Source organism: Streptomyces sp. NPDC007088 (assembly GCF_042869355.1).
GTDB lineage: Bacteria > Actinomycetota > Actinomycetes > Streptomycetales > Streptomycetaceae > Streptomyces.
Window position 1 is genome coordinate 552,230 of record NZ_JBIAFO010000001.1, and the last position, 23,299, is coordinate 575,528.

The following is a 23,299-nucleotide window of genomic DNA, read 5'->3' on the forward strand; positions in this document are numbered from 1 at the left end:
AACCAGTGAGGAGTTCGCGGTGGTGTACTCGTCAGGGGCAGGGACGGCGGGCTCGTCGGAGGCAAGGGCGGTGGGCTCGTTGGGGGTGGAGGAGACAGCAGTCACAGCGTGCTCACGGCCTTTCCGTCGGCCCCGGTGGCCCCGCGGGTGAAGCGGGGATGGATGAGTCCGACGCAGCTGTACGGGAGGTCGTCGACCTCTTCGACCGGCACCTCGCGCTGTTCCGCGAGCAACCGGATGTGGTCCAGATCGGTGCCGGCTCCGCGGCGCGCGACGATCCGCCAGGGGACTCGGCGCAGGAGAACCCGCGTGGTCTCGCCGACGCCCGGCTTGACGAGGTTGACGTCGTGGATGCCGTACTCCGTGCTGAGCCTTTCGACGGCGGCCCAGCCTTCCCAGGTGGGGGTCCGGTCGTTGGCGAGGAGGTCTTCCACTCTTCGGTCGACTGCCTCGGTGACCTCGGGGAAGCGGGCGGCGACCGTGTCGAGGAAGGTGCGGGAGACGTCGGCGGAAGCGAGGTCCCGGTAGTACTTCGCCCCGTGGAAGTCGTGCGGGCCGACGAGGTCCGCGCGCAGTACGGTGCGCGAGACGAGTCCGGAAACCGTCGAGTTGAGGCAGGCGGAGGGGATGAGGAAGTCCTCGCGGGTGCCGAAGGTACGGACGCAGGAGCCCGGGTCCGCGAGCACGGCGATCTCGGGGTTGAAGCCCCCGAACGGGGCTATCGCCTCGGCGAGCTCACGAGTGATGGCGCCCTTGCCCGTCCAGCCGTCGACGAAGACGATGTCCGCCGGGTCGTGGTGGGCCGCCAGCCAGCGCAGGGCGTTCGCGTCGATTCCACGTCCCCGCACGATCGACACGGCGTAGTGGGGCAGGTCGAGACCGTGCCGTTCCTGGGCCCAGCGCCGCATCAGAACGCCGACCGGGGTGCCGGCCCGCGCGAGCGACACCAGCACCGGACGGCCCGAACGCTCGGTGAGTACGGTCTCCGTGACGGTGCCGACCGCTTCGGCGACGCGTCCGGCGGAGGTGGCAAGAGCCGACTGGTAGAGCTGCTGGTAAGCGGGGCTCGGCTGGTACTCGACCGGAAGCGACTCGGCGTAGTGCGCGCCACCGTTCTGCACGGCCTCCTCGCGTTCCTCGGTCGGTGCTTCGAGCGCGACGTCGGAAAGGTCCTGGAGGAGCCAGCCCACGTCGTCGGGGGCGTAGGAGGAGAAGGCGGGGCCTCGGAGAGGCTCGGGCAGCATCGGTCGTCCACGTCCTGCGGGCTCGGGAACGTACGAGGGGATGACGGCCAGGCACACCCGCCGGGTGTGCCTGGCGAGTTGGGCCAGGAGCCCGTCGGGGGCGCGGAGCCGGGGGGTGTCGCCCGTGGAATCGGTGACGACCACGACAGCGTCGAATCCGGCGCCCGCCACGTTGTAGGCGTAGCGGGGTCCGGGGCCGTCCGCCGGGCTGTCGTGCGCCGGGAACACGATCCCGGTGCGGATCGCGTAGCCGGGGTCGTCCACGGGCAGGACCGGCGAGCGGGTGGTGGTCGAGAAGCGGACCTCCGCGTCCGTGCGGTCCTCCAGGGCGGAGGCGAGCCGCAGGGGCGCGTACATGAGCTCCTCGGTGCCGAGGACGAGGACGCGTCTCGCGTCGCCGACGGCTTCCGCGAGCTGTCGCGCGAGCCTCGGGAGAGCCTTTTCGAGCCGGTCGCGATGGGCGGCGGTGAACCCGTGCCGGCCTCCGTCGGGCAGGCCGTGCGGCCAGTCCAGGGCGATGCGGAGGGTGCCCCCGCCGTGCGGCTCACCCGTGACGGCCGGCTGACCGCTCTCGTCCTTCCCTCGGGGAGATCCGGCGCTTCGGGCCGGGGGAAGGCCCCCGACAGCCGTCCCGCTTCCCGTCGTCCCCTGCCCATGGGCCGTCGGCGCGGCGGCACGGGCCTCGTGCTCAAGAACGAGAGCCCGGCCGGCTGCGAGGACCCCGTCAGGAAGCCGCACTGTTCCGGTCACCGCGGCCACGAGATCGACGCGGGCGCCTGTTTCCCGGGAGAAGGCGTCGAGCCGGTCCCGGTCCTCGGGTGCGCGCAGGTCGGTGAGCGCCACGATCACGTAGTGGGCGCGGGGCCGCAAGGCGTGCAGGGCGCGAATGGTGTTGAGGACGGTGGTGCCCGTGGAGAACTCGTCGTCGACCAGGACCAGAGGCCCCGGCTCCCCGGACACGGCCTCGCCCCCGCCCGTTGCCGCGCGGGCGGGAGCGGCGCTCCCGTGGGGACCGGGCTCGACCTCCTGGCGCCCGCCGAGCAGCGTGGGGTCCTCGGGCAGGAGCAGATGCGTGGTGGCGTGCGAGTGGGACTCCTCGAAGCCGGCGGCCTGCGGGACTCCCGGCACGGGGCGGCGGGTGGAGTGGAGGTAGGGGACGTTACCGAGACCGTCGGCGACGCAGTGGCCGAGCCCGGTGGCCGTTTCCGCGTAGCCGAGGACGGTGGCGCGCTCAGCCTCCGGGCCGAGAAGGGCACGGACCCGTTCGCCGAGCGCGAGGCCGTGGGCCCGTATCACCCGGGGCGACTGGGGGACGTGCTTGCCGAGGACGTGGGAGACCAGGAGGTGGGCGCGTTTGGGGTTGCGGCGCAGGGCGAGTCCCAGCAGATCCTTGATCCCGGTGTCACCGGTGATCTCCACGCCAAGTCGGTCGGCGACCCATGTCCCGCTCCACACCACGTCGTTCGTCTCTTTCCTGGTTGTTCGCCGTCGCTACTGTCCCGGCGAGGGTCCTGCTCAGATGCCCCGGGCCTGCGGCCCGGTCACTTCGGCCTGGTCGTTCCACTCGTTCCACCGGATCGCGGCCTGGCGGGGGCCTTGATCGCGCGTCGTGCGCGGTCCCGCAGACGGTCTGGCGTGGCCTCACGGTCGTGGGCTCCTTGCGGGGCACGCCTCCCGGCGGCCTGGGCCCGTGTGGGCCTCAGTCGGGAAATCCGGCTGGGGGAAGTCGGCTGGGGGCTTCAGCCGGAGAGTCCCGCCGCGAGCAGGTCCACGAAGTCGATACCGGCCCGTGCGACGCCGAAGACCTCCGCGCGCTGGAGAGTGCGTTCCGCCCAGGCACGGTGCGGCTTCACCTCGTTCATCTTGTTGGTGTACGAGGAACGCATCACTCCGCCGCCGTCGCGCTCGGGGCGCAGGATGTCCTGCGCGTCGCTGTACTCCTCGTGGCTCACCACGGACAGGGCGTGCACGGGGGCGACGTGGGAGGGGTGGATGCAGGTCTTGCCGAGCAGGCCGTTGGCGCGGTCGAGTGCGATCTCGCGCAGAAGGCCGTCCATGTCGTGTTCGATGAGCGAGGTGCGCAGCTCCTCGGCCTCACCGAGGAACGGGCTGCGCCGCAGTTGGGGCTTGAACATGCGCTCCTGGACCTTGAAGTACTCCCAGACAGGTCCGGTGACCGTGAAGCCCGTGCCGTCCGACCTGCCGAGGACGTTGACGACGTCGGCGATGACGGAGGCGACGATGTGGACGTCGTAGGCGGTCATGTCGGGGGGTCTGCGCAGTCCGTAGGCGGAGCAGAAGTCGGTGACGCCGAGCCGGAGCGCGAGCACGCGGTCGCGGTAGCCGCCGACGGTACGAGCGATGCCGGCCAGGGTCTCCCGCCTGGTCTCCAGGTGCAGCAGTTCCGGGGATTCGAGGACGGGCATGGCGTAGAGCCGGTGCCCGCCCGCGGTTTCGGCGGCGAGGAGAGCTTCCAGGAACTTGATGCCGCGTTCCTCGGTGAACTTGGGCAGTACGAAGCCGGACAGCAGGCGTACCGAGGAGCCGAGGCGACGGGTCAGTTCCGTGATCTGCTCCGGGGTGCGGACCCGGACGAACAGAAGAGGGGGTTCGGCCGAGCGCCCTTCCAGTTCGGCGAACTGCCGCACGAGGTTGTCCTCGGCCGCGGGCACCTCCGCGTCGCTGATGGAGTCCTCCAGGCACAGCACCATGGAGACGACCCCCCGGCCGGCCTGCTTGTGTACGTCGTCGGCGAGGCGGGGGCGGGTGGCCGGGCTGTAGAGGGTGGCGCCGAGGGCGGCCGCCAGGGTCCGTGGCGGGGAGTCGGCGGTGAAGGTGGCCGGCTCCTTGTGAAAGAGCCGCTCCCGTTCCGCAGGGGCTATATGCCCGAAGTGACGCATGTGACTCCCCTGCATGGCGGGACTGTTCGAATACCGGTGGCCGGTAATAGTACGTAGGAAGAGGTGTCCAGGGTTCCCGAGAGGGGTGAAATTCAGGTAACCCGGTCGCGTCATGTGATCGCGGGCGGAAAGCGACCAAGCCCACCCGCGTTGTCCGCGGCCCCTTCGGGAAGGCAGGATGACCGTATGACGCACGCGATGCTGAAGGGGTCGAACGTACCGCTCGAAGCCACGGCGGTTCGAGCCGTCGTGCGCTGGGCCCCGGGGCCGGGTGGAGAGGTGGTCGACGCCTCGGCTCTGCTGCTCAACGCCGAGGGCCGCGTGCGTTCGGACGAGGACTTCGTCTTCTACAACCAGCCGAGGCACCCCTCGGGCACGGTGTGGAGTCTGGGCAAGCGGCGGAGTCCGGACGGGATCAGCGACACCATCCAGGCGGATCTGGCGGCGATCGACCCGGCCGTGCACCGCGTGCTCATCGTGGCCTCCGCCGAGAACCGGCCGTTCGAGGCGGTGCGGGATCTACGGGTCCTGCTCTACGACGCGGCGGTGCCCGACGGGGAGCCGTACGCCTCCTTCGACGTCCGGCCGGAGACCGGCGCGGAGACGGCGCTGATCTGCGGAGAGCTGTACCGGCGCCGGGCGGACTGGAAGTTCCGGGCCCTGGGCGAGGGCTATTCCAACGGTCTGATCGGCCTCGCCACCGACTTCGGGATCATGGTCGACGAGTCCGCTCCGGAAGCCGAGCCGGACACCGGCTCCCCGGACGAGACGGGGCATCCGTCGGCGCCGGCCTCCCCGCACCCCAGCCCGGTCTCGGGCGAGGCCGCTTGGCAGACCTCGGGGCGGGACCAGGGCGCGGTCACCGAACCCCTCCAGCAGCCCTTCACCTCGCCCCGCCTGGACCCGCCTCAGGCCCCCGCGCGCAACAGCCCGTATCCGGCTCCGGCCGCCCCGCTCCCGCCCCCCGCCCAGCCCGCGTACGGCTACCCGCAGGCGCCGCCGGCGACCGTCCCGCACCCGCCGGCACCCGTTTCCGCCCCGGGGCCGGCCCCGGCGTACGGCTATCCGGCGGGAGCCGTGCAGGAGCCGCCGGCGCACGCGCCGCAATCCGGCTACGGATACCCGCAGCCGGTGAGCCCGGTGCCGGAGCCCGCGTTCGTGCTGCCACCGATGGGACCGCAGTTCCTGAACAGGTGAGGCCGAAGGCCCGGGTGTTCAGACCTTGGACTTGAAGCCCCTGCCCCACTGGAGCCCCCAGCCGTAGAGCCGGTCCAGCTCCTCCTGGAACCCGTAGACGAACCTGACCTCGCGGTGGACGACGATCTCGCCCTTGTGGTTCTCCAGCCGGAACACCGCGCAGGACCGCGCCTGCGGGGCCCGTTCGTCGAGGTTGATCTCGACGCGCGGCCCGTTGCTCGGGTAGAGCGTCACCAGGGCATGCGTCCGGTCGAACGCCGGTGTCTGGTCGTAGATGTAGACGAAGACCAGCAGCCGCTTGATGGCGTCCCGTTGGTCGAGATTGACGTAAACGGTCTCGCCCGAGGCGGAACCGAACCGGTCGTCCCCACTGAGTTTCACGAAGGGCGGGGAGTTGAGGTCGCCGAAGAAATTGCCGAGGGGCTGCACCACCCCCTTGGTGCCGTCCGCGAGTTCGTAGAGGCAGCCGAGATCCAGGTCGACGTTCACGACCCCCTGGGTGTGCGCCTGGACCACCTCGGGCTGGAAGAACTTGAGCGGATGCCGCAGTGAGCCGTTGCTGCGCTTGGGACCGCCGAAGTCGGAAGTCCGCATGCGCCAGGAAAGGTTGACCCGGAGGTTTCCGGTGGCCGCCCCCTGTTTGGTGAGTGAGACCGCCGAGTTCCGTTTGGTCAGTTCGATCGCGTTGCTCGACGCGCTGCCGCTGTCGAATTGCGCGGCCTTGCCGCGCCACAGTCCGTCCAGGAAGGACATCCGCACCCCCACGAGTCCCGCTCCGCCACATCACGCTCCAACGGGGCGGCCAGGAGAGGACTTCCTCTCATGACCGCCCCGTTCAGAGCGTTCCTCACCCGGGTCCGGCTCACACCCCGGCCGGGGACCGGTCTCGGCCAGGATCGCCGCCAGAGTGCCGCGGCAGGCCCCCGACGTCAATCGACCGGCCACCGCCGTCAGCTGCGACAGCTCCACCGTGTCAGCCGTGGCGGCTCACAGGCGTGAGCCCCGGCCGCCCCCGGCGTCAGGAGACCCCCGTCTTCTCCACGGCCGGCCGCTCGCCCTCCGCCTCCAGGGCCCGGTTGCGCCGGACCGAGGACCAGAAGGACAGGGCGATCAGCACGACGCCGATGAGCCCGGTGATGACCTCGGGGATCTCGTACTGGATGGTCACCAGCAGGAGGATGGAGAGGGCGCCGATCGCGTAGTGCGCGCCGTGTTCGAGGTAGACGTAGTCGTCCAGGGTGCCCTGGCGGACCAGATAGACGGTCAGCGACCTGACGTACATGGCACCGATACCCAGGCCCAGCGCCATCAGCACGATGTCGTTGGTGATGGCGAAGGCGCCGATGACCCCGTCGAAGGAGAAGGAGGCGTCGAGCACCTCCAGGTACAGGAACATGAAGAAGGCGGCCCGCCCGGCGAGCAGTATCACCGGCTTGCCCCGGCGCTCAGCGGCCTTCTCCGCCTCCTCCTCGGCCTCCTCTTCCTCCTCCAGCTTGTCCTCGAAGTACCCGGAGAGCCCGCCCACCACGAGGTAGGTGATGAGGCCGGCGATGCCGGCGATCAGGACGGTCTGGGCCTTGTCCGCGTGGACTCCACCGTGCTGGTGGGCGTGGGCGGCGAAGGTCATGGAGCTGACGAGCAGGACGATGAGGGCGATGCAGACCGAGAGCATGTCGACTTTGCCGAGCTTGGCCAGCGGACGCTCGATCCACTTGAGCCACTGGATGTCCCGGTCCTCGAAGATGAAGTCGAGGAAGATCATCAGCAGGAACATCCCGCCGAAGGCGGCGATCGACGGATGCGCGTCGGTCACCAGTTCCTGGTACCGGTCCTTGTCCGTGATCGCCAGGTCGACCGCCGAGAACGGGCCGATCTTGGCGCTGATGGACACGATGAGTACGGGAAAGATCAGCCGCATGCCGAACACGGCGACCAGCACGCCGATCGTCAGGAAGATCTTCTGCCAGAAGGCGTTCATCTTCTTGAGGATTCCGGCGTTGATCACCGCGTTGTCGAAGGACAGCGAGATCTCCAGGACGACCAGGATCGCCACGACCCCGAACGCGGTCCACCCCCCGTAGAACACCGCCGCGACCAGGCCGAGGGCCGTGATCACGAAGGACCAGCCGAAGGTTTTCAGTAGCACTGCTTACCCAATCGTATGGAGAGATCCCCCCGGACGGAGTCTGGAGGAGGGTCTCCCCCGCGCCGTGACCGGCTTTACGAAACGTTGACCCCGAAGTCTAGAGCGATACCGCGCAGACCTGACGCGTACCCCTGCCCCACAGCACGGAACTTCCATTCCGCCCCGTACCGGTAGACCTCACCGAAGATCATCGCCGTCTCGGTCGAGGCGTCCTCCGACAGGTCGTAGCGCGCGAGTTCCTGACCGTCCGCCTGGTTCACGACGCGGATGAAGGCATTGCTGACCTGCCCGAAGGTCTGGCCGCGATTGTCGGCCTCATGGATCGAGACGGGAAAGACGATCTTGTCGCACTCGGCGGGCACCTTGGTGAGGTCCACGATCAGCGACTCGTCGTCGCCCTCGCCCTCGCCGGTGAGGTTGTCCCCGGTGTGTTCCACCGAACCGTCCGGGCTCTTCAGGTTGTTGTAGAAGACGAACCACTGGTCGCCCATGACGCGTCCCGCGGAACACAGCAGGGCGCTGGCGTCCAGGTCGAAGGGGGCGCCGGTGGTGGAACGGGCGTCCCAGCCGAGGCCCACAAGGACCTGGGCCAGGTTCGGAGCGGCTTTGGAGAGGGAGACATTGCCTCCCTTGGCGAGCGTGACACCCATCTGCGTATTCCTCTCCGGGGTGAGGGGGCCCGTGTGTTCCCCCGCTGTGTGACCTGCCCCGTCTACCGCGCGTGACCCGCGAGCACCCGGAAGCGCGGAGCCGGCGAACGGCACTCGTCGGACGCGGAGGCACACGAGGGGGCAGGTGTACGTGGCGCCCCGGACCGGTGGTGGCGAGAGACGACCCGGGTCCCGGCCGGCCTCTGACCGAGCGGGACCCGGGTGTACGACACGCGCGACCGCCGTCCGGACCGCACGTGTGACGGCCGGACGACCCCGTGCCTCAGACGTTGACGCCGAAGTCCTGGGCGATGCCGCGCAGGCCGGAGGCGTACCCCTGACCGATGGCACGGAACTTCCACTCGGCGCCGTTGCGGTACAGCTCGCCGAAGACCATGGCGGTCTCGGTGGAGGCGTCCTCGGAGAGGTCGTACCGGGCCAGCTCCTGTTCGCCCGCCTGGTTCACGACGCGGATGAAGGCGTTGCGGACCTGGCCGAAGGACTGCTGCCGGTTCTCGGCGTCGTAGATGGACACCGGGAAGACGATCTTGTCGACCTCGGCGGGGACCGCCGCGAGGTTGACCTTGATCTGCTCGTCGTCGCCCTCGCCCTCACCGGTGATGTTGTCGCCGGTGTGCTCGACGGAACCGTCGGGGCTCTTGAGGTTGTTGAAGAAGACGAAGTTCTGGTCGCCGCTGACCTTGCCGTCGGCGCCCGTGAGGATGGCGCTCGCGTCGAGGTCGAAGTCCGTGCCGGTGGTGGTACGGACGTCCCAGCCCAGACCGACGGTGACCGCGGTCAGGCCCGGGGCCTCCTTGGTCAGCGAGACGTTGCCGCCCTTGCTGAGGCTGACTCCCACGGTTCCTCCCAATGGGTTTCGAGGGGGTGGCGAGAGCCGAACGCCCCCATCGTGCGTTGGTACCGGATCAACGTGTGGATACTAGTGACCGGTTCCCGGCCAAAACAGACTCTTCGTCCCGAGGGCGCCGGATGTCGGGCGTCCAGGACGGCAGATGACGCGAAGTGGCTGGTCAGAGCGCTCCGAGCGCCTTCACGTACTCGTTGAGATCGCGGGCGTCGGGCAGGTCGTTGACGACCGTCCAGCGCACCACGCCCTCCTTGTCGATGATGAAGGTGCCGCGCACGGCGCAGCCCTTGTCCTCGTCGAAGACGCCGTAGGCCCGCGAGACCTCGCCGTGCGGCCAGAAGTCGGACAGGAGCGGATATTCGAGACCCTCCTGCTCACCGAAGACGCGCAGGCTGTGCATGGAGTCGTTGGAGACCGCGAGCAGCTGGGTGTCGTCGTTGACGAAGGAGGGAAGTTCGTCGCGCAGGGCGCACAGCTCGCCGGTGCAGACCCCGGTGAACGCGAACGGGAAGAAAAGGAGGACCACGTTCTTCTCGCCGCGGAAGCCGGAGAGCCTGACGCTCCTGCCGTGGTTGTCCTTCAGTTCGAAGTCCGGGGCCTGGGTGCCTGCCTCGATCGCCATGGATGCCGATCCCTTCGGTGTACGAACACGTGCGGGCCCCCGCGGGCCCGTGACCGCGCCGGACGGTCGGCCCCACCCTACGCATCGGGCCCCCGCCGGCCGATGGCGGCGGGGGCCCGGTTCGGTTCGCTGCCCCTCAGCGCTTGTTCTTCGTGCCCTTCGGCGTGACCAGGCGGCTACCCGTCCAGTCCTTGCCCGCATTGATGCTCTTGGTCTGGGACAGCCCGGCGGTCTGGGCCGCCTCGTTGATGTCGCTGGGCTCGACGTAGCCGTCACGGCCCGTCTTGGGCGTCATCAGCCAGACCGGATCTCCGTCGTCGACCAGCTGGGATGCGTCGACCAGCGCGTCCGTCAGGTCGCCGTCGTCCTCTCGGAACCACAGCACCACAGCATCGGCGACGTCGTCGTACTCCTCATCCACGAGTTCGTTGCCGATGGCCTCTTCGATGGCCTCGCGGAGCTCCTGGTCGGCGTCGTCGTCGTAGCCGATCTCCTGGACCACCTGCTCGGGCTGGAAACCCAGCCTGGCGGCAGGGTTGGTCCGCTCCTCCGCGTGGTCCGCGGTCGCGCTCACGGATTGCCTCCTGATCGTTTTGGGGTGTTCTTCGGCCACGCGCGTGCGCGTGGCATTGGCCGTAGTCCACACGGGCGGGACCGATCGCGCAAGTACCCGGCTGCCGAGACCGCCGAAACGGTGACGTTCCCGACGGTCTCGTCGCAACTTCGGACATGAACGAGCACCGCCTGGTGACTCATGCCACAGGATTCGGCTCGTTTCATCACTTCCCGTCTGCCCGTCTCTCTGCGAGGGACTCCCGGTGGACCCCCCTCATTGTCGCCCACATCCGGTACCGGGCACTTCGGCACCCCTCGTAACGGACGCGCCCTTTTCACGAAAGGCCGGAAAAAACCGCCGGTCCACCCGCGCGCCGCCTTCTCGCGCCGAGGGCGCGCACGGTTCGCGCACCGCACCGCGGGTATCACGCGAGTACGTATTGTTACCTTCCGCCACGTTCGCCCCTCAGGACGGCGACGGGCCGATCGGGTTACCCCCGGAGCTTGCGGGAACGTGCCGACTACCGCTCGGCTGAAGTCCGGTAGAAGTGACGTTCCCCTCCCGCGAGGTACACGATGGGAGGCGGCGTACCGACGAACAGACCTCTGCAGAGCAGTACCCGACAGTGAAGGAACAGCGTGGCTTCCGGAGCAGATCGCAATCCGATCATCATTGGCGGCCTTCCCAGTCAGGTCCCGGACTTCGACCCGGAGGAGACCCAGGAATGGCTCGACTCGCTCGACGCGGCGGTCGACGAGCGAGGCCGCGAACGTGCCCGTTACCTGATGCTCCGTCTCATCGAGCGCGCCCGTGAGCGACGTGTGGCCGTGCCCGAGATGCGCAGCACGGACTACGTCAACACGATCGCCACGAGGGACGAGCCCTTCTTCCCGGGCAACGAGGAGATCGAGCGCAAGGTCCTCAACGCGACCCGCTGGAACGCGGCGGTCATGGTCTCGCGCGCCCAGCGTCCGGGCATCGGCGTGGGCGGCCACATCGCGACCTTCGCCTCCTCCGCCTCGTTGTACGACGTGGGCTTCAACCACTTCTTCCGCGGCAAGGACGGGGGTGACGGCGGGGACCAGATCTTCTTCCAGGGACACGCCTCCCCCGGGATCTACGCCCGTGCCTTCCTCCTCGACCGGCTCTCCGAGGCGCAGCTCGACGGTTTCCGGCAGGAGAAGTCGAAGGCGCCCAACGGGCTGCCGAGCTATCCGCACCCGAGGTCGATGCCGGACTTCTGGGAGTTCCCGACGGTCTCCATGGGGCTCGGCCCGCTGTCGGCGATCTACCAGGCGCGGATGAACCGGTACATGGAGGCCCGGGGCATCGCGGACACCTCGCGCTCCCACGTGTGGGCCTTCCTCGGCGACGGCGAGATGGACGAGCCGGAGTCGCTCGGCCAGCTGTCGATCGCGGCGCGCGAGGGTCTCGACAACCTGACCTTCGTGGTCAACTGCAACCTCCAGCGGCTCGACGGGCCGGTGCGCGGCAACGGCAAGATCATCCAGGAGCTGGAGTCCCAGTTCCGGGGGGCCGGCTGGAACGTGATCAAGCTGGTCTGGGACCGCTCCTGGGACCCGCTGCTCGCCCAGGACCGGGACGGCGTCCTGGTCAACCGGCTGAACACGACGCCGGACGGACAGTTCCAGACGTACGCGACGGAGACCGGGGCGTACATCCGCGACCACTTCTTCGGTGACGACCAGCGCCTGCGGGCGATGGTCGAGGGCATGAGCGACGACCAGATCCTGCATCTGGGCCGCGGCGGGCACGACCACAAGAAGATCTTCGCCGCCTTCTCGGCCGCGAAGGAGCACCGCGGGCAGCCGACCGTGATCCTCGCGCAGACGGTCAAGGGCTGGACGCTCGGCCCCAACTTCGAGGGCCGCAACGCGACGCACCAGATGAAGAAGCTGACGGTCGCCGACCTCAAGGGCTTCCGCGACCGCTTGCACCTGCCGATCCCCGACCGGGACCTGGAGGGCGGGCTCCCGCCGTACTACCACCCGGGCCGGGACTCCGAGGAGATCCAGTACATGCACGACCGCCGGCGCAGCCTCGGCGGCTACGTGCCGACGCGGGTGGTGCGGGCCAAGCCGCTGGAGCTGCCGGGCGACAAGGCGTACGCCTCGGTCAAGAAGGGTTCGGGGCAGCAGTCGATCGCCACCACCATGGCTTTCGTCCGCCTGCTCAAGGACCTCATGCGGGACAAGGAGATCGGCCGCCGCTTCGTGCTGATCGCCCCCGACGAGTACCGCACCTTCGGCATGGACTCCTTCTTCCCGAGTGCCAAGATCTACAACCCGCTGGGGCAGCAGTACGAGTCCGTGGACCGGGACCTGCTGCTGGCCTACAAGGAGTCCCCGACAGGGCAGCTGCTGCACGACGGGATCTCCGAGGCGGGCTGTACGGCCTCGCTGGTCGCGGCCGGCTCGGCGTACGCGACGCACGGGGAACCCCTCATCCCGGTCTACGTCTTCTACTCGATGTTCGGTTTCCAGCGCACCGGCGACCAGTTCTGGCAGATGGGCGACCAGCTGGCGCGCGGTTTCGTCCTTGGTGCGACCGCTGGACGTACGACACTGACCGGTGAGGGCCTTCAGCACGCGGACGGGCATTCGCAGCTGCTCGCCTCGACCAACCCGGCCGCCGTCGCCTACGACCCGGCGTACGGCTACGAGATGGCGCACATCGTCCGGGACGGACTGCGGCGCATGTACGGTCCCGACAGCGAGGACGTCTTCTACTACCTGACGGTCTACAACGAGCCGATCCAGCACCCGGCCGAACCGGAGAACGTGGACGTCGAGGGCATCCTCAAGGGCGTCTACAAGTTGCGGGCCGGTACGGCGGGCTCGGTTCCGGCGCAGATCCTCTCCTCGGGGGTGGCCGTGCCCTGGGCTCTGGAGGCGCAGCGCCTCCTCGCCGAGGACTGGGACGTGCGGGCGGACGTGTGGTCGGCGACCTCCTGGAACGAGCTGCGGCGCGAGGCGGTCTCCGTGGAGCGGCACAACCTGCTGCACCCGGAGGAGGAGCAGCAGGTGCCCTTCGTGACCAGGAAACTCCAGGACGCGCAGGGTCCCTTCGTCGCGGTCTCGGACTGGATGCGCAGTGTTCCCGACCAGATCGCGCGCTGGGTGCCGGGGCGCTTCCAGTCGCTGGGCGCCGACGGCTTCGGTTTCGCCGACACGCGGGGTGCCGCGCGACGCTTCTTCCACATCGACGCGCAGTCCGTCGTGGTGGCGGTGCTGACCGAGCTGGCCCAGGAGGGCCAGGTCGACCGGTCGGTACTCAAGCAGGCCATCGACCGGTACCAGTTGCTCGATGTGGCGGCGGCTGATCCCGGTTTGGCCGGTGGTGACGCGTAGCGCGGGGCGCCCCGTGAAGCGGGCGCGGCTCCCGCGCCGCGCGAGCTGAGGAAGCGGAAAGACGCCGGGCGGGCTCAGTTCTGAGCCCGCCCGGTCCCGTGTCGGCTCAGTCCCCGGGGTGGCCGGGTTCCGTGTCGGCTCAGTTCCGGGGTCGCGAGGTTCCGTGTCGCGCACCGCACGGCCCCTTCCGACGGCGGTCATGGCCCGTCAGTTCTCCCAGACCTTGAAGGCCCGCACCCGGTAGGGGGACTGCGGCAGCCAGGTACCGCCGCCCGGGTAGGTCTCGAACTCCCCGGTCTCGGCGCATTCGGCGGACTGGTAGGTGGTGACGGGACGGCCGGTGCGGTTGGCGAGGGCGTGCGCGCTCGCGCCCCCGGCCAGTGGCACACAGCTCTCGATGTCGATCGAGGAGAGCTCGAAGGTGAGGCGCTTTCCCTGGTACTGCTCCTTCTGCCACAGGCACAACTCCCCGGCCGCGCACTTCCCGGAGGATCCGGGGGCCGGCTTCGGCGCACCGGCGGCGGCCGACGGGCTCGGTGCCTGCTGATGGGCCGGAGCGGCGGCGCGGGCGGGGACGAGAAGCAGGGTGGAGAGGGCGAGGCCGAGGACGGCTGCCGCGGTGGTCGTTCGCATGTCGAGGTACCCCCGTGTCGGTGTGGATCTTGTGACGGCACTCTGACCTGCTCGGCGACGTCTCCGGAAGGGGCCGCGGCCCTCTTCATCCTGATAGGGGAAATCCCGCCGGGCACGGCTCGGCGGGATTTCCCAGGACACGGTGAACCGATGGCGCAAAGGACGACACGGGCCGCCGCGGGTTCTCAGATGTGCGCGGCCAGCTGGTCGGTCTCCGCGTTCTCGCCGCGTTTGGTGAGCGTCGCGACGCCCGCCGCGACCAGGGCGACGACACCGGCGACCGTGCAGGCGAGGCCCATGCCGGACATGAAGGTGTCGTGCGCGACCGAGGTGATCTGTGCGGCGACGCCCTTCGGAGTGCCGGGCGGGACCGGGCTCGCGCCCAGCTGGATCGCGTCGGACGCCTGGTCGAGCTGGGCCGGCTTGAGGGGCGGCAGCTTCGCGTCGGCCCAGTTGCCGGGCAGGACCTCGTCGACCCGGGCGGCCATCACCGCGCCCAGGACGGCCGTACCGAAGGCTCCGCCGACCTGCATCGCCGCCTGTTGCAGGCCGCCCGCCACCCCGGACAGCTCCAGCGCGGCGTTGCCGACGATCACCTCGGTGGCCCCCACCATGACGGGGGCCAGGCCCAGGCCGAGCAGACCGAACCACAGGGACATGGTGGGGGTGCCGGTGTCCGCCTCCAGGGTCGACATCCCGAACATCGCGGCGGCCGTCGCGAGCATCCCGCCCACCAGCGGGACCCGCGGGCCCAGCTTGGTGATGAGGGCACCGGCCACGGGAGAGGCGACGATCATCATGGCGGTCAACGGCAGCAGGTGCAGCCCGCTGTCCACGGCGCTCATCCCGTGCACGCCCTGCAGGTAGAAGGTGACGAAGAAGATACCGCCCATGAAGGCGATGGCCATGAGGACCATGAGGACGACGCCCGCGGAGAGCGGCAGGGAACGGAACATGGCCAGCGGGACGAGTGGCTCCTTGGCCCGCGTCTGCCACAGGGCGAAGGTCACGAAGCACACCAGGGACAGCCCGAGCAGCAGCCAGGTGCGGCCGTCTCCCCACCCCCAGCCGTCACCCGTTTTGATGATCGCGAAGATGAGCGCGCACATGGCCCCGGACAGCAGCAGGATGCCGGGGATGTCGAAGGAACGCGGCGCCTTGGCAGCCCGGTGGTCCTTGAGGATCACCACTCCGAACGCGAGGGCGAGCGCGCCGACGGGGACGTTGACGAAGAACACCGACTGCCAGGACACGTGCTCGACGAGCAGACCGCCGACGATCGGGCCGCCGGCCGTGGAGGCGCCGATGACCATGCCCCAGATCCCGATGGCCATGTTCAGTTTCTCGGCGGGGAACGTGGCCCGCAGCAGCCCGAGGGCGGCGGGCATCAGCAGCGCGCCGAAGAGCCCCTGGACGACGCGGAAGGTGACCACGAGCGACACGCTCTGCGAGAGGCCGATGGCTCCGGAGGCCAGGGCGAAGCCGGCGATGCCGATGAGGAAGGTCTGCCGGTGGCCGAAGCGGTCACCGAGCTTCCCCGCGGTGATGAGGGCGACGGCGAGCGCCAGGAGGTAGCCGTTGGTGATCCACTGCACGCCCGCCATGGACGTACCGAGATCCTTGGCGATCGCCGGATTGGCGATCGCGACGATGGTCCCGTCCAGCGCGACCATGATCACCCCGAGCGCGACGCTGAACAGCGTCAACCAGGGATGGCCACGCACGCCTTTACGGGACGGGGCGGTCGACGCAGCGTCAGGCGTCTCGTCCGCCTTGCCGAGGGTGGTCTGACTAGTCATACCGCTCACGCTAGTGAGAGCCGACCACGACGGGCAGACGTTTTCGTCAACCGGCAACTGCCCGGCGCGCCGGACTCGCAGGCTGCCGGGCCGGGAGGGCTCAGGGGGTGCGGGGATCACGCGCCGGGCGGCCCGGGGCTCCTCCGGAGGCGGCCGATCGACCGCTGTCCGGCAGGTCACGGCCCTCGCCGGGCCGGGGGCGCGGTACTGTCCGTTCGCCCGTGTTCACGCCCTCCGGTACGACCGTGCGCCGCTGGTCCACGCTGTTTGCCCGTGCTTCGGCACGGCGACGTGATGTGTCTCACCGGCTTGGCGATCGAGGGCGGCTGTCTCCTAGGGTGTCCCGCAGTGACTTCCTTCGACTCGTCCCCCCAACTGAACGTCTGGCGCGCCGCCCTCGCGCTGGCCGTCGTCTTCATCATGCTGGCGACGACAGGCTGGACCGCCGTACGGGACCAGCGTGGTGACAGTGGTCCGCTCCAGGCCGCCGTGAGCGCGTGGGAACACGGCAGCCTCGACGGCAGGGCGCTGCCGTCCGCCACCGCCCCACCGAGCCGGCTCCACGCGTTCTTCTCCTCGCTCGACGCGCGCCGGCGCGACCGGCTCGTACGGAGCTACCCGCTCGCCGTCGGCAACATGAACGGTGCTCCGCTCACCCTGCGCTATCGCGCCAACCATCTCGCCATGGAGAAGGCCAAAGAGGTCGAGGCGCACCGCATACACGACCCGCGGCTCTCCGCCGACGGGCGCGCCGACGCCCGCGACCGCATGCAGCGGTTCACCTCGATGCTCGGCGGCGATCGCCACTTCCTCGCCTTCGACCCCTCGGGCAGCGGCCGGATCGCGGAGGTCTTCGGTGACCTCTCCCGGGCCCGCCGCGTCTCGGTGGTCGTGCCGGGGGTGGACACCGCGCTGATGACCTTCGAGCGCGCTGACCGGCCGTTCACCGCGCCCGTAGGCATGGCACGCTCCCTGTACGCGGCGGAGCGCGCGGCAGGTCCCGGCACCCGCACCGCGGTCATCGCGTGGGCCGACTACACCGCCCCCGAGGGCATCGGGATGGACGCGGCCACCGCCATGCGGGCCGAGGACGGCGCCACCCGGCTGACCGCCCTGATCCACGCGCTGCCCGGCTCCGCCTCGGTGGCGCTGGTGTGCCACAGCTACGGTTCCGTGCTGTGCGGGGTGGCCGCGCGCTCGCTGCCCGGCCGGGTGACCGACATCGCGGTGGCCGGCAGTCCGGGCATGCGCACCCGCAGCGTGGACCAGTTGGGCACTCCGGCCAGGATCTGGGCCACCCGGGACAACGGGGACTGGATCAGGGACATCCCGCACCTGGAGTTCGGTGGTTTCGGGCACGGTGCCGACCCCGTGTCGGAGGGCTTCGGCGCACGTCTGATGTCGGCACGGGGCGCGGTGGGACACGGAGGGTATTTCGTCCCGGGAACGACGAGTTTGAAGAACTTCGCGGAGATCGGAGTGGGCGCCTACCACTCGGTGATCTGCCAGCACGGAAACGAGACCTGCCGACAGGGCCAACCCGGCGCAGCCGCCTGACGCGCGTAGAGACGGGGAGACCGCAGCTCAGCACGAGAGGGGACGGGGACGCGCGTGCCGCATACGATGAGCCGCATGGGTGATGTTCTGGCCGGATTTCATGCCGCCTGGGAGTTCGATTCCGACTCCGTGCTCATCCGCTTCGAACGGGGAATCCGCACGCCGAAGCTCTTCCAGGCATTGGGAGAGCGGCGAGTACCCCTGGAGGCGCTGTCCACGGTGACGCTGACCCCGGGCAGGCGCGGCACCGTCGTTCTGCACGCGATACCGCGGCCGGGTGCCGATCCGCTGATGGAGGCGGCAGGGGGGCAGCTCAAGCAGAGCTGCGATCCCTACCGGCTCGTGCTGCCCGCGGAGCGGGAGACGCTCGCCGAGTACTACGCGGAGGAGGTGCGCGGCCTGCTCGGTCCGGCGGCGGGCGAGCCGGCCACCGAGCATCTGGTGGCCGCCCCTCGGGCGCCGCTCCAGTTCAAGGCGTACGACGGCAAGGCGACGTTCGACGGCTCCGCCGTCTCGTTCCGCTGGTTCTGGACCGGGGCCTCCTCCACCAAGTGGAAGGCGGGCGACCAGTCGTTCCCGGTCGGGTCCCTGAGCGGGGTGGAGTGGCGCTCCCCCGAGGCGTTCGACGGTTACCTGCGGCTGCTGCCACGCGAGGGAGACGCCTCCCGTTCCGGTCCGGCCGACCACGATCCCGCCTCGGTGGTGTTCGGCCTGGGGTACGGGCCGGTGCACGAATCGCTGCCCTTCGCCGCCTCCGTCCTCGCGGCGGTACGGGCGGTGGGCTCCCGGCCCCCGCAGCAGGTGATGCCCCAGGTGTCCGGGTTGCCCCGGGACCCGGCCGACATCGCGGAGCGCATCCGTCACCTGGGGGAACTGCACGGTGCCGGGCTGCTCACCGACGAGGAGTTCACCACGAAGAAGACGGAGCTGCTGGCGCAGTTGTGAGCCACTGACCGCGAGTCCTCCGTCAGCCGAGTCCCGAAGGAGCGGGGTCCGGGGTTGGGGGCCGCGTCGGCGTCCACGCCGGCTGAGGGCCGCCTTCTCCTACCTGTCATACCTGGGTATCAGGTGCGGTTCGGCACCGCGGTATGAGGCGCTGGTGACGGTGAGTTGCCTACGCTGAGCGGGCCATGAACCCTGAGAACCCCGTGCCCGGAAGCGGGCCCGCCCCGATGCCCGCGTCCGGGCCCCGGCCGCCGCGAGGCGCCCGGCCTCGCCGCGCCGCCACCGCGCTGCTGGAGGCCGCTCGGGCGGTCACGACCGCGACGCGCCACCCGGCCCGGCGGCACGCACCGTTGACGGGGGCCTCCTCCCGTACGTGGGCGCGGGCCGTGCCCTACGGAGTGGCCGCCGTCTTCACGCTCATCCTCCTGCCGGTGACTCTTGTCGTTCTCACCCAGGACTACCGGCTGAACGGTGGGATCGCGGGAGCGGCCGCCACGGTGCAGGCGGTTCCGCTGCTCCTCGCGGTGACCCGGCCGGTGCCCGCCTGGGGGATGGTCCTCTTCGCACATCTCGTGACGGCGATCGCCCTGCTGTGGGCCCCTGGGCTGGAAGGCCGTTCCTGGCCCTGGGCCCCTCCCGGCATCGTGGGCTATCTGGTGCTGATGGTGTTCCTGGGGCTGCGGGAGCGCAGAAGAACGCTGATCGGCGTGTGGCTGACGACGGGAGTGGCCGGCCTGGGCTTCCAGGTGGCCAGTCCGGAGCACAGCGCCGGGAACTGGGTCTTGTTGCTCGTTCTCAGCGGCGGACTCCTGGCGTTGAGCGGCGCGGTACGGGAGCGGCTCGATGTCCAGCGGAAGCTCAGCGAGCAGGAGTCCATCAGTGAGGAGGAACGCGCCCGGCGCACCCTCCTGGAGGAACGCACCCGGATCGCCCGGGAGTTGCACGACGTGGTGGCCCACCACATGTCGGTGATCACCGTGCAGGCCGATTCGGCGCCGTACCGCATCGCGGACCTGCCCGGCCCGGCGCGTGCCGAGTTCGAGTCGATCGCGGCGAGTGCGCGGGAGTCGCTCGCCGAGATGCGCAGGCTTCTGACGGTTCTGCGCAGTGACGGCGTGAGCGGAGAGCGGACCCCGCAGCCGGGCCTGGACCGGCTCGAACAACTGGTGGGGGCGACGGTGCGCGCGGGGGTCTCCGTGGAGCTGTCGGGGCCGGAAATCATGCTCGTACGGCAGTTGGCCGAGCTGAGCCCGGCCGTCGACCTCTCGGCCTACCGCATCGTGCAGGAGGCGCTGTCGAACGTGGTGCGGCACGCCCCGGGTTCGTTCACCTCCGTGTCGGTGGGGCTCACCCCGCGACATCTGACGGTCCTCGTCGTCAACGGCCCCGCGCGATCGGGCGCGTCCCGGGTGGAGGAGGTCTCGGCCGGTTCGGGACAAGGGCTGGCCGGGATGCGCGAGCGGGTGCGGCTCGTGGGCGGGGAACTGGACACCGGGCCCTTGCCGGGTGGCGGCTTCCGGGTCGCGGCGCTGCTGCCCCTGGGGGCGGAAGCCGAGGACCTGCCGGCCTGAGCGAGCCGTGCCGACGCGGGCGGCGGAAGGGCCCCTCCACGTACGGAGGACAGGGACCGCACGATCATCAGGCAGTGTGGGGGCCCGCACGAAGCTGAACACGAACGAGCCGAAGAGGTGCGTCCCGCATGACGATCCGCGTGATCATCGTCGATGACCAGGCCATGGTCCGCGCGGGTTTCGCCGCGCTGCTCGCGGCGCAGAGCGATATCGACGTGGTGGGTGAGGCACCGGACGGCCGGGCCGGCGTGACGGTCAGCCGGTCGACGCGTCCGGACGTGGTGCTGATGGACGTACGGATGCCGGAACTCGACGGGCTGGCGGCCGCCCGGGAGTTGCTCGGCCCACCGCCCGGCGTGACCCATGTGCCGAAGGTACTGATGCTCACGACGTTCGACATCGACGACTACGTCTACGAGGCGCTGCGCGCGGGCGCCTCCGGCTTCCTGCTGAAGGACGCGCCCCCGGCTGATCTCATCGCCGCCGTCCGGGTGGTGGCCTCCGGTGAGGCGCTACTGGCCCCTTCGGTGACGCGCCGACTGATCGGGGAGTTCGTGAAGCAGCGTCCCACGGCCCGCAGGGACCGGCCCGCCCAGCGGTTGCGGGGTCTCACGCCTCGCGAGACGGAGGTGCTGGAACTGATCGCTCGTGGACTGTCGAACCAGGAGATCGCCGAACATCTGGTGCTCGCCGAGCAGACCGTGAAGACGCACATCGGCAAGGTCCTCGCCAAACTCGGCCTCCGGGATCGCGCACAGGCCGTGATCTTCGCGTACGAGTCCGGGCTGATCGCTCCGGGTGACTCCGAACGCCGTTGAGCCGCTGCGGCATCGCGGTCCGCCATCGGGCTGTCGGTCGGCCCCCACCGTCTCCCCTCCACAGCGCCCCCCTTCGCCCCCTACCAGGGTATGAGGGACAAGTTGGCTCCGTGGTGTGAGGCCCTCAGGGGCACCGTCTCTCTACCTTTTCCTCGTCGGGGAAGAACGGACGGGAGGAACGGTCGTGTCCAAGGGAGACGTACGTGGCGGGTGGCTCGGGAGGGCAGGGCGGTCATTGGCGCCCCGCGCGCTCGTGGCGGATGCGATGGCGCCGGCCGGGTGGCGGGCCGGCGGGCGGTCTCGGCGAACGCCAGGGCGCACCGATCAGCCGACCGGGACGTCAGCCGGAGCCGCCCGAGCCCGAGCCCGGAACCGGTTGCGGGCGGCTCGCGACGACGACCGGCTTCCGCGGATGCGATACGTCGGCCGGCCCGGCCTGCCCGATCCGCTCGGGCCCGGCGCCGGCGCGGAGCCGTCGGCGGGACGGGCCCGCCGCGTGGTGCAGCCCCCGCCACGGGACCGTCTCAGACCCCGGGGCGCGGGCTGCCACTCCACAGGCAGGGGTTCAGCCGCGGCGCGCGCTTCCTTCGCGGCCGGCCGAGGTGAAGCTCATGTCGGCGTACCGGTCGCCCGCGACCTGCCCGGCGAGCGGTTCGAGCAGCCCGAGTTCCGCGGGGCTGAGACGGATGGCGGCGGCCGCGGTGTTCTCGTCGACCCGGGCGGCCTTGCGGGTCCCGGGAATGGGCACGACCGGGAGCCCGTACCGCTCCGCCTGCTGGTGCACCCAGGCCAGGGCGATCTGGCCCGTGCTCGCTCCGTGCGCCTCGGCGATGTCCCGCAGCGGCGCGAGAAGGGCGGCGTTGACGCGGGCGTTGTCCCCGGTGAAGCGGGGCTGCTGCTGCCGGAAGTCGTCGGCGGACAGCTCGCTCTCGGCCTGGACGAAGGCCCCGGTGAGGAAACCGCGTCCCAGAGGCGAGTAGGGCACCAGCGCCACGCCGAGTTCCGCGGCGGCGGGCACGACACCGGCTTCGATGTCCCTGCTGAAGACGGACCACTCGGACTGGACGGCGGCGATGGGGTGGACGGACTGGGCGGCACGGAGTTCCTCGGCCGTGACCTCGCTCAGACCGAGATGCCTGACCTTGCCCTGCTGGACGAGTTCCGCCATGACGGAAACGGTCTGCTCGATGGGGACGGCCGGGTCGCGGCGGTGCATGTAGTAGAGGTCGATGACCTCGGTACCCAGTCGGCGCAGGCTCCCCTCGACGCAGGCCCGGATGTAGGCCGGATCGTTGTTGATGGTGCGCCGGGTCGGCTCGGCCGGGTCGATGCCGAGGGCGAACTTGGTGGCGATGCTCACCTCGTCGCGGTGCGCCTTCAGGAAGGGCGCGAGGAACTCCTCGTTCTCCCCGTTGGCGTAGGCGTCGGCGGTGTCGAACAGGGTGACGCCGCGTTCCAGGGCGCGGTCCAGGGTGGCGCGGGCCGCTCCGGCGTCGGTGGGCCCGTAGGCGAAGCTCATGCCCATGCAGCCGAGGCCCTGGACGCCGACCTCGGGGCCGGTGGAGCCGAGCCGAACGGTGGGGAGCGGGGCGGAAGTGCTCACGGTTCAGTTCCCTTCCGGGGCCGGCGCGGCCTCGGCATAGAAGTTGATCTTGTAGTCGAGTACGTCCAGGGTGTCCTGGAGTTCGGCGATCCGGGCGTGCACGGCGCGGCGGGTCTCCTTCAGCAGGGCGTGGCGCTCGGCGAAGGTGTGGGAGCCCGCGCGGACCAGCTCGGCGTAGCGCACCATGTCGGCCACCGTCATACCGGTCAGCCGGAGTTTGTTGACCAGCGAGAGCCATTCGAGATCACGGTTGGTGTAGCGGCGCTGCCCGGTGTGGGAGCGCGTGATGTCTCGCATGAGGCCGATCCGCTCGTACCACCGCAGCGTGTGGGCGGTCAGTCCCGTGAAGGCGACGACCTCGCTGATCGTGTAGCGGTCCTCCCCGTTCGGCCGGGGGTAGCCACCGGCCCTCGTGGCGCTCAGGTCCTTGCCGCTCAGCGCCACGGCCGGGGCGTCGTCGGAACCGGGACCGGGGCTGACGCCGGCATCCACGCCACAGCCCGGAAGGAGAGCGGCGGCTCCGCCGACACCAGTGGCACCGGCGGCGACGGCATCACGCGGATCGCCCGGATCGGTGGTGCCGGAGCCCGTGGCGGCTGGACCGGTACAGCCCGGTTCGGTGTCGTCCAGGGGTGCCGGGCGTGTCGCGCCGGTGTGCAGGACGGTCATGCGCGCCTCACTCCTTCTCGATGGGGGAGTCCAGTGCCCAGCCGACGGCCGACGGCGCGGTCCCGGCACGGGGGTCGGCCGCGCGGTGGCGGCCCGGCGACCCCTCGTGCTGCACACGCTAAAGCCTTGGAGCGCACTCCAAGCAAGCGA

General features: G+C 70.2%; 18 protein-coding genes. 6 read left to right on the forward strand and 12 right to left on the reverse strand.

Annotation, left to right across the window (positions count from 1 at the left end):
* Window positions 1-101: 101 nt before the first annotated feature.
* Together ACFYMP_RS02460 and ACFYMP_RS02465 are read right to left on the reverse strand one after the other, a co-directional pair.
* The gene (locus ACFYMP_RS02460; RefSeq protein ID WP_388849162.1) at window positions 102-2,702 is read right to left on the reverse strand and encodes a phosphoribosyltransferase; all 2,601 of its coding nucleotides are present in this window, start codon (window positions 2,700-2,702) and stop codon (window positions 102-104) included.
* 281 nt (window positions 2,703-2,983) lie between these two features.
* The gene (locus tag ACFYMP_RS02465) at window positions 2,984-4,144 is read right to left on the reverse strand and encodes an HpcH/HpaI aldolase/citrate lyase family protein (RefSeq protein WP_388849575.1); all 1,161 of its coding nucleotides are present in this window, start codon (window positions 4,142-4,144) and stop codon (window positions 2,984-2,986) included.
* A gap of 186 nt (window positions 4,145-4,330) precedes the next feature.
* On the opposite strand from ACFYMP_RS02465, the gene ACFYMP_RS02470 reads away from it, so the two are divergent.
* Window positions 4,331-5,341 carry a TerD family protein gene (locus tag ACFYMP_RS02470; RefSeq protein ID WP_388849165.1) on the forward strand — a complete coding sequence of 337 codons (1,011 nt, stop codon included), beginning with the start codon at window positions 4,331-4,333 and terminating at the stop codon, window positions 5,339-5,341.
* Between the two features lie 18 nt (window positions 5,342-5,359).
* On the opposite strand, the gene ACFYMP_RS02475 is transcribed toward ACFYMP_RS02470, so the two are convergent.
* The 6 genes from ACFYMP_RS02475 to ACFYMP_RS02500 all read right to left on the reverse strand — a co-directional run bounded on the left by ACFYMP_RS02475 (window position 5,360) and on the right by ACFYMP_RS02500 (window position 10,201).
* Window positions 5,360-6,094, reverse strand: a complete 735-nt coding sequence (locus tag ACFYMP_RS02475; protein ID WP_388849578.1) for a Tellurium resistance — start codon at window positions 6,092-6,094, stop codon at window positions 5,360-5,362.
* 265 nt (window positions 6,095-6,359) lie between these two features.
* Window positions 6,360-7,487, reverse strand: coding sequence for a DUF475 domain-containing protein (locus tag ACFYMP_RS02480; protein WP_388849168.1), 1,128 nt, complete (start codon window positions 7,485-7,487; stop codon window positions 6,360-6,362).
* 74 nt (window positions 7,488-7,561) lie between these two features.
* Window positions 7,562-8,137, reverse strand: coding sequence for a TerD family protein (locus tag ACFYMP_RS02485; protein ID WP_388849171.1), 576 nt, complete (start codon window positions 8,135-8,137; stop codon window positions 7,562-7,564).
* 283 nt (window positions 8,138-8,420) lie between these two features.
* Window positions 8,421-8,996, reverse strand: a complete 576-nt coding sequence (locus ACFYMP_RS02490) for a TerD family protein (protein ID WP_388849174.1) — start codon at window positions 8,994-8,996, stop codon at window positions 8,421-8,423.
* A gap of 172 nt (window positions 8,997-9,168) precedes the next feature.
* Window positions 9,169-9,627: a peroxiredoxin gene (locus ACFYMP_RS02495; RefSeq protein WP_388849177.1), complete on the reverse strand. Its 459-nt coding sequence runs from the start codon at window positions 9,625-9,627 to the stop codon at window positions 9,169-9,171.
* Between the two features lie 136 nt (window positions 9,628-9,763).
* Window positions 9,764-10,201, reverse strand: a complete 438-nt coding sequence (locus ACFYMP_RS02500; RefSeq protein ID WP_388849179.1) for a DUF3052 domain-containing protein — start codon at window positions 10,199-10,201, stop codon at window positions 9,764-9,766.
* Window positions 10,202-10,821: 620 nt separating this feature from the next.
* Here ACFYMP_RS02500 and aceE point away from each other — a divergent pair.
* The gene (gene aceE / locus ACFYMP_RS02505; protein ID WP_388849182.1) at window positions 10,822-13,554 is read left to right on the forward strand and encodes a pyruvate dehydrogenase (acetyl-transferring), homodimeric type; all 2,733 of its coding nucleotides are present in this window, start codon (window positions 10,822-10,824) and stop codon (window positions 13,552-13,554) included.
* A gap of 207 nt (window positions 13,555-13,761) precedes the next feature.
* On the opposite strand, the gene ACFYMP_RS02510 is transcribed toward aceE, so the two are convergent.
* Both ACFYMP_RS02510 and ACFYMP_RS02515 read right to left on the reverse strand, forming a co-directional pair.
* Window positions 13,762-14,187, reverse strand: coding sequence for a peptidase inhibitor family I36 protein (locus ACFYMP_RS02510; protein ID WP_388849185.1), 426 nt, complete (start codon window positions 14,185-14,187; stop codon window positions 13,762-13,764).
* 185 nt (window positions 14,188-14,372) lie between these two features.
* Window positions 14,373-15,986, reverse strand: coding sequence for an MFS transporter (locus ACFYMP_RS02515; RefSeq protein ID WP_388849188.1), 1,614 nt, complete (start codon window positions 15,984-15,986; stop codon window positions 14,373-14,375).
* Between the two features lie 348 nt (window positions 15,987-16,334).
* On the opposite strand from ACFYMP_RS02515, the gene ACFYMP_RS02520 reads away from it, so the two are divergent.
* The 4 genes from ACFYMP_RS02520 (at window position 16,335) to ACFYMP_RS02535 (ending at window position 20,877) form a co-directional block, all read left to right on the forward strand.
* The gene (locus tag ACFYMP_RS02520; protein ID WP_388849191.1) at window positions 16,335-17,543 is read left to right on the forward strand and encodes an alpha/beta hydrolase; all 1,209 of its coding nucleotides are present in this window, start codon (window positions 16,335-16,337) and stop codon (window positions 17,541-17,543) included.
* Between the two features lie 75 nt (window positions 17,544-17,618).
* A complete protein-coding gene (locus ACFYMP_RS02525) occupies window positions 17,619-18,488 on the forward strand; it encodes a DUF4429 domain-containing protein (protein WP_388849194.1) in 870 nt (289 codons plus the stop codon).
* Between the two features lie 227 nt (window positions 18,489-18,715).
* Window positions 18,716-20,059, forward strand: coding sequence for a sensor histidine kinase (locus ACFYMP_RS02530; protein WP_388849581.1), 1,344 nt, complete (start codon window positions 18,716-18,718; stop codon window positions 20,057-20,059).
* Window positions 20,060-20,187: 128 nt separating this feature from the next.
* On the forward strand, window positions 20,188-20,877 hold the full coding sequence (locus tag ACFYMP_RS02535) for a response regulator (protein ID WP_388849197.1): 690 nt from the start codon (window positions 20,188-20,190) through the stop codon (window positions 20,875-20,877).
* A 565-nt stretch (window positions 20,878-21,442) separates the two neighbouring features.
* On the opposite strand, the gene ACFYMP_RS02540 is transcribed toward ACFYMP_RS02535, so the two are convergent.
* On the reverse strand, window positions 21,443-22,480 hold the full coding sequence (locus ACFYMP_RS02540; protein ID WP_388849200.1) for an aldo/keto reductase: 1,038 nt from the start codon (window positions 22,478-22,480) through the stop codon (window positions 21,443-21,445).
* Window positions 22,481-22,483: 3 nt separating this feature from the next.
* A complete protein-coding gene (locus ACFYMP_RS02545; protein WP_388849584.1) occupies window positions 22,484-22,924 on the reverse strand; it encodes a MerR family transcriptional regulator in 441 nt (146 codons plus the stop codon).
* Between the last annotated feature and the right edge of the window lie 375 nt (window positions 22,925-23,299).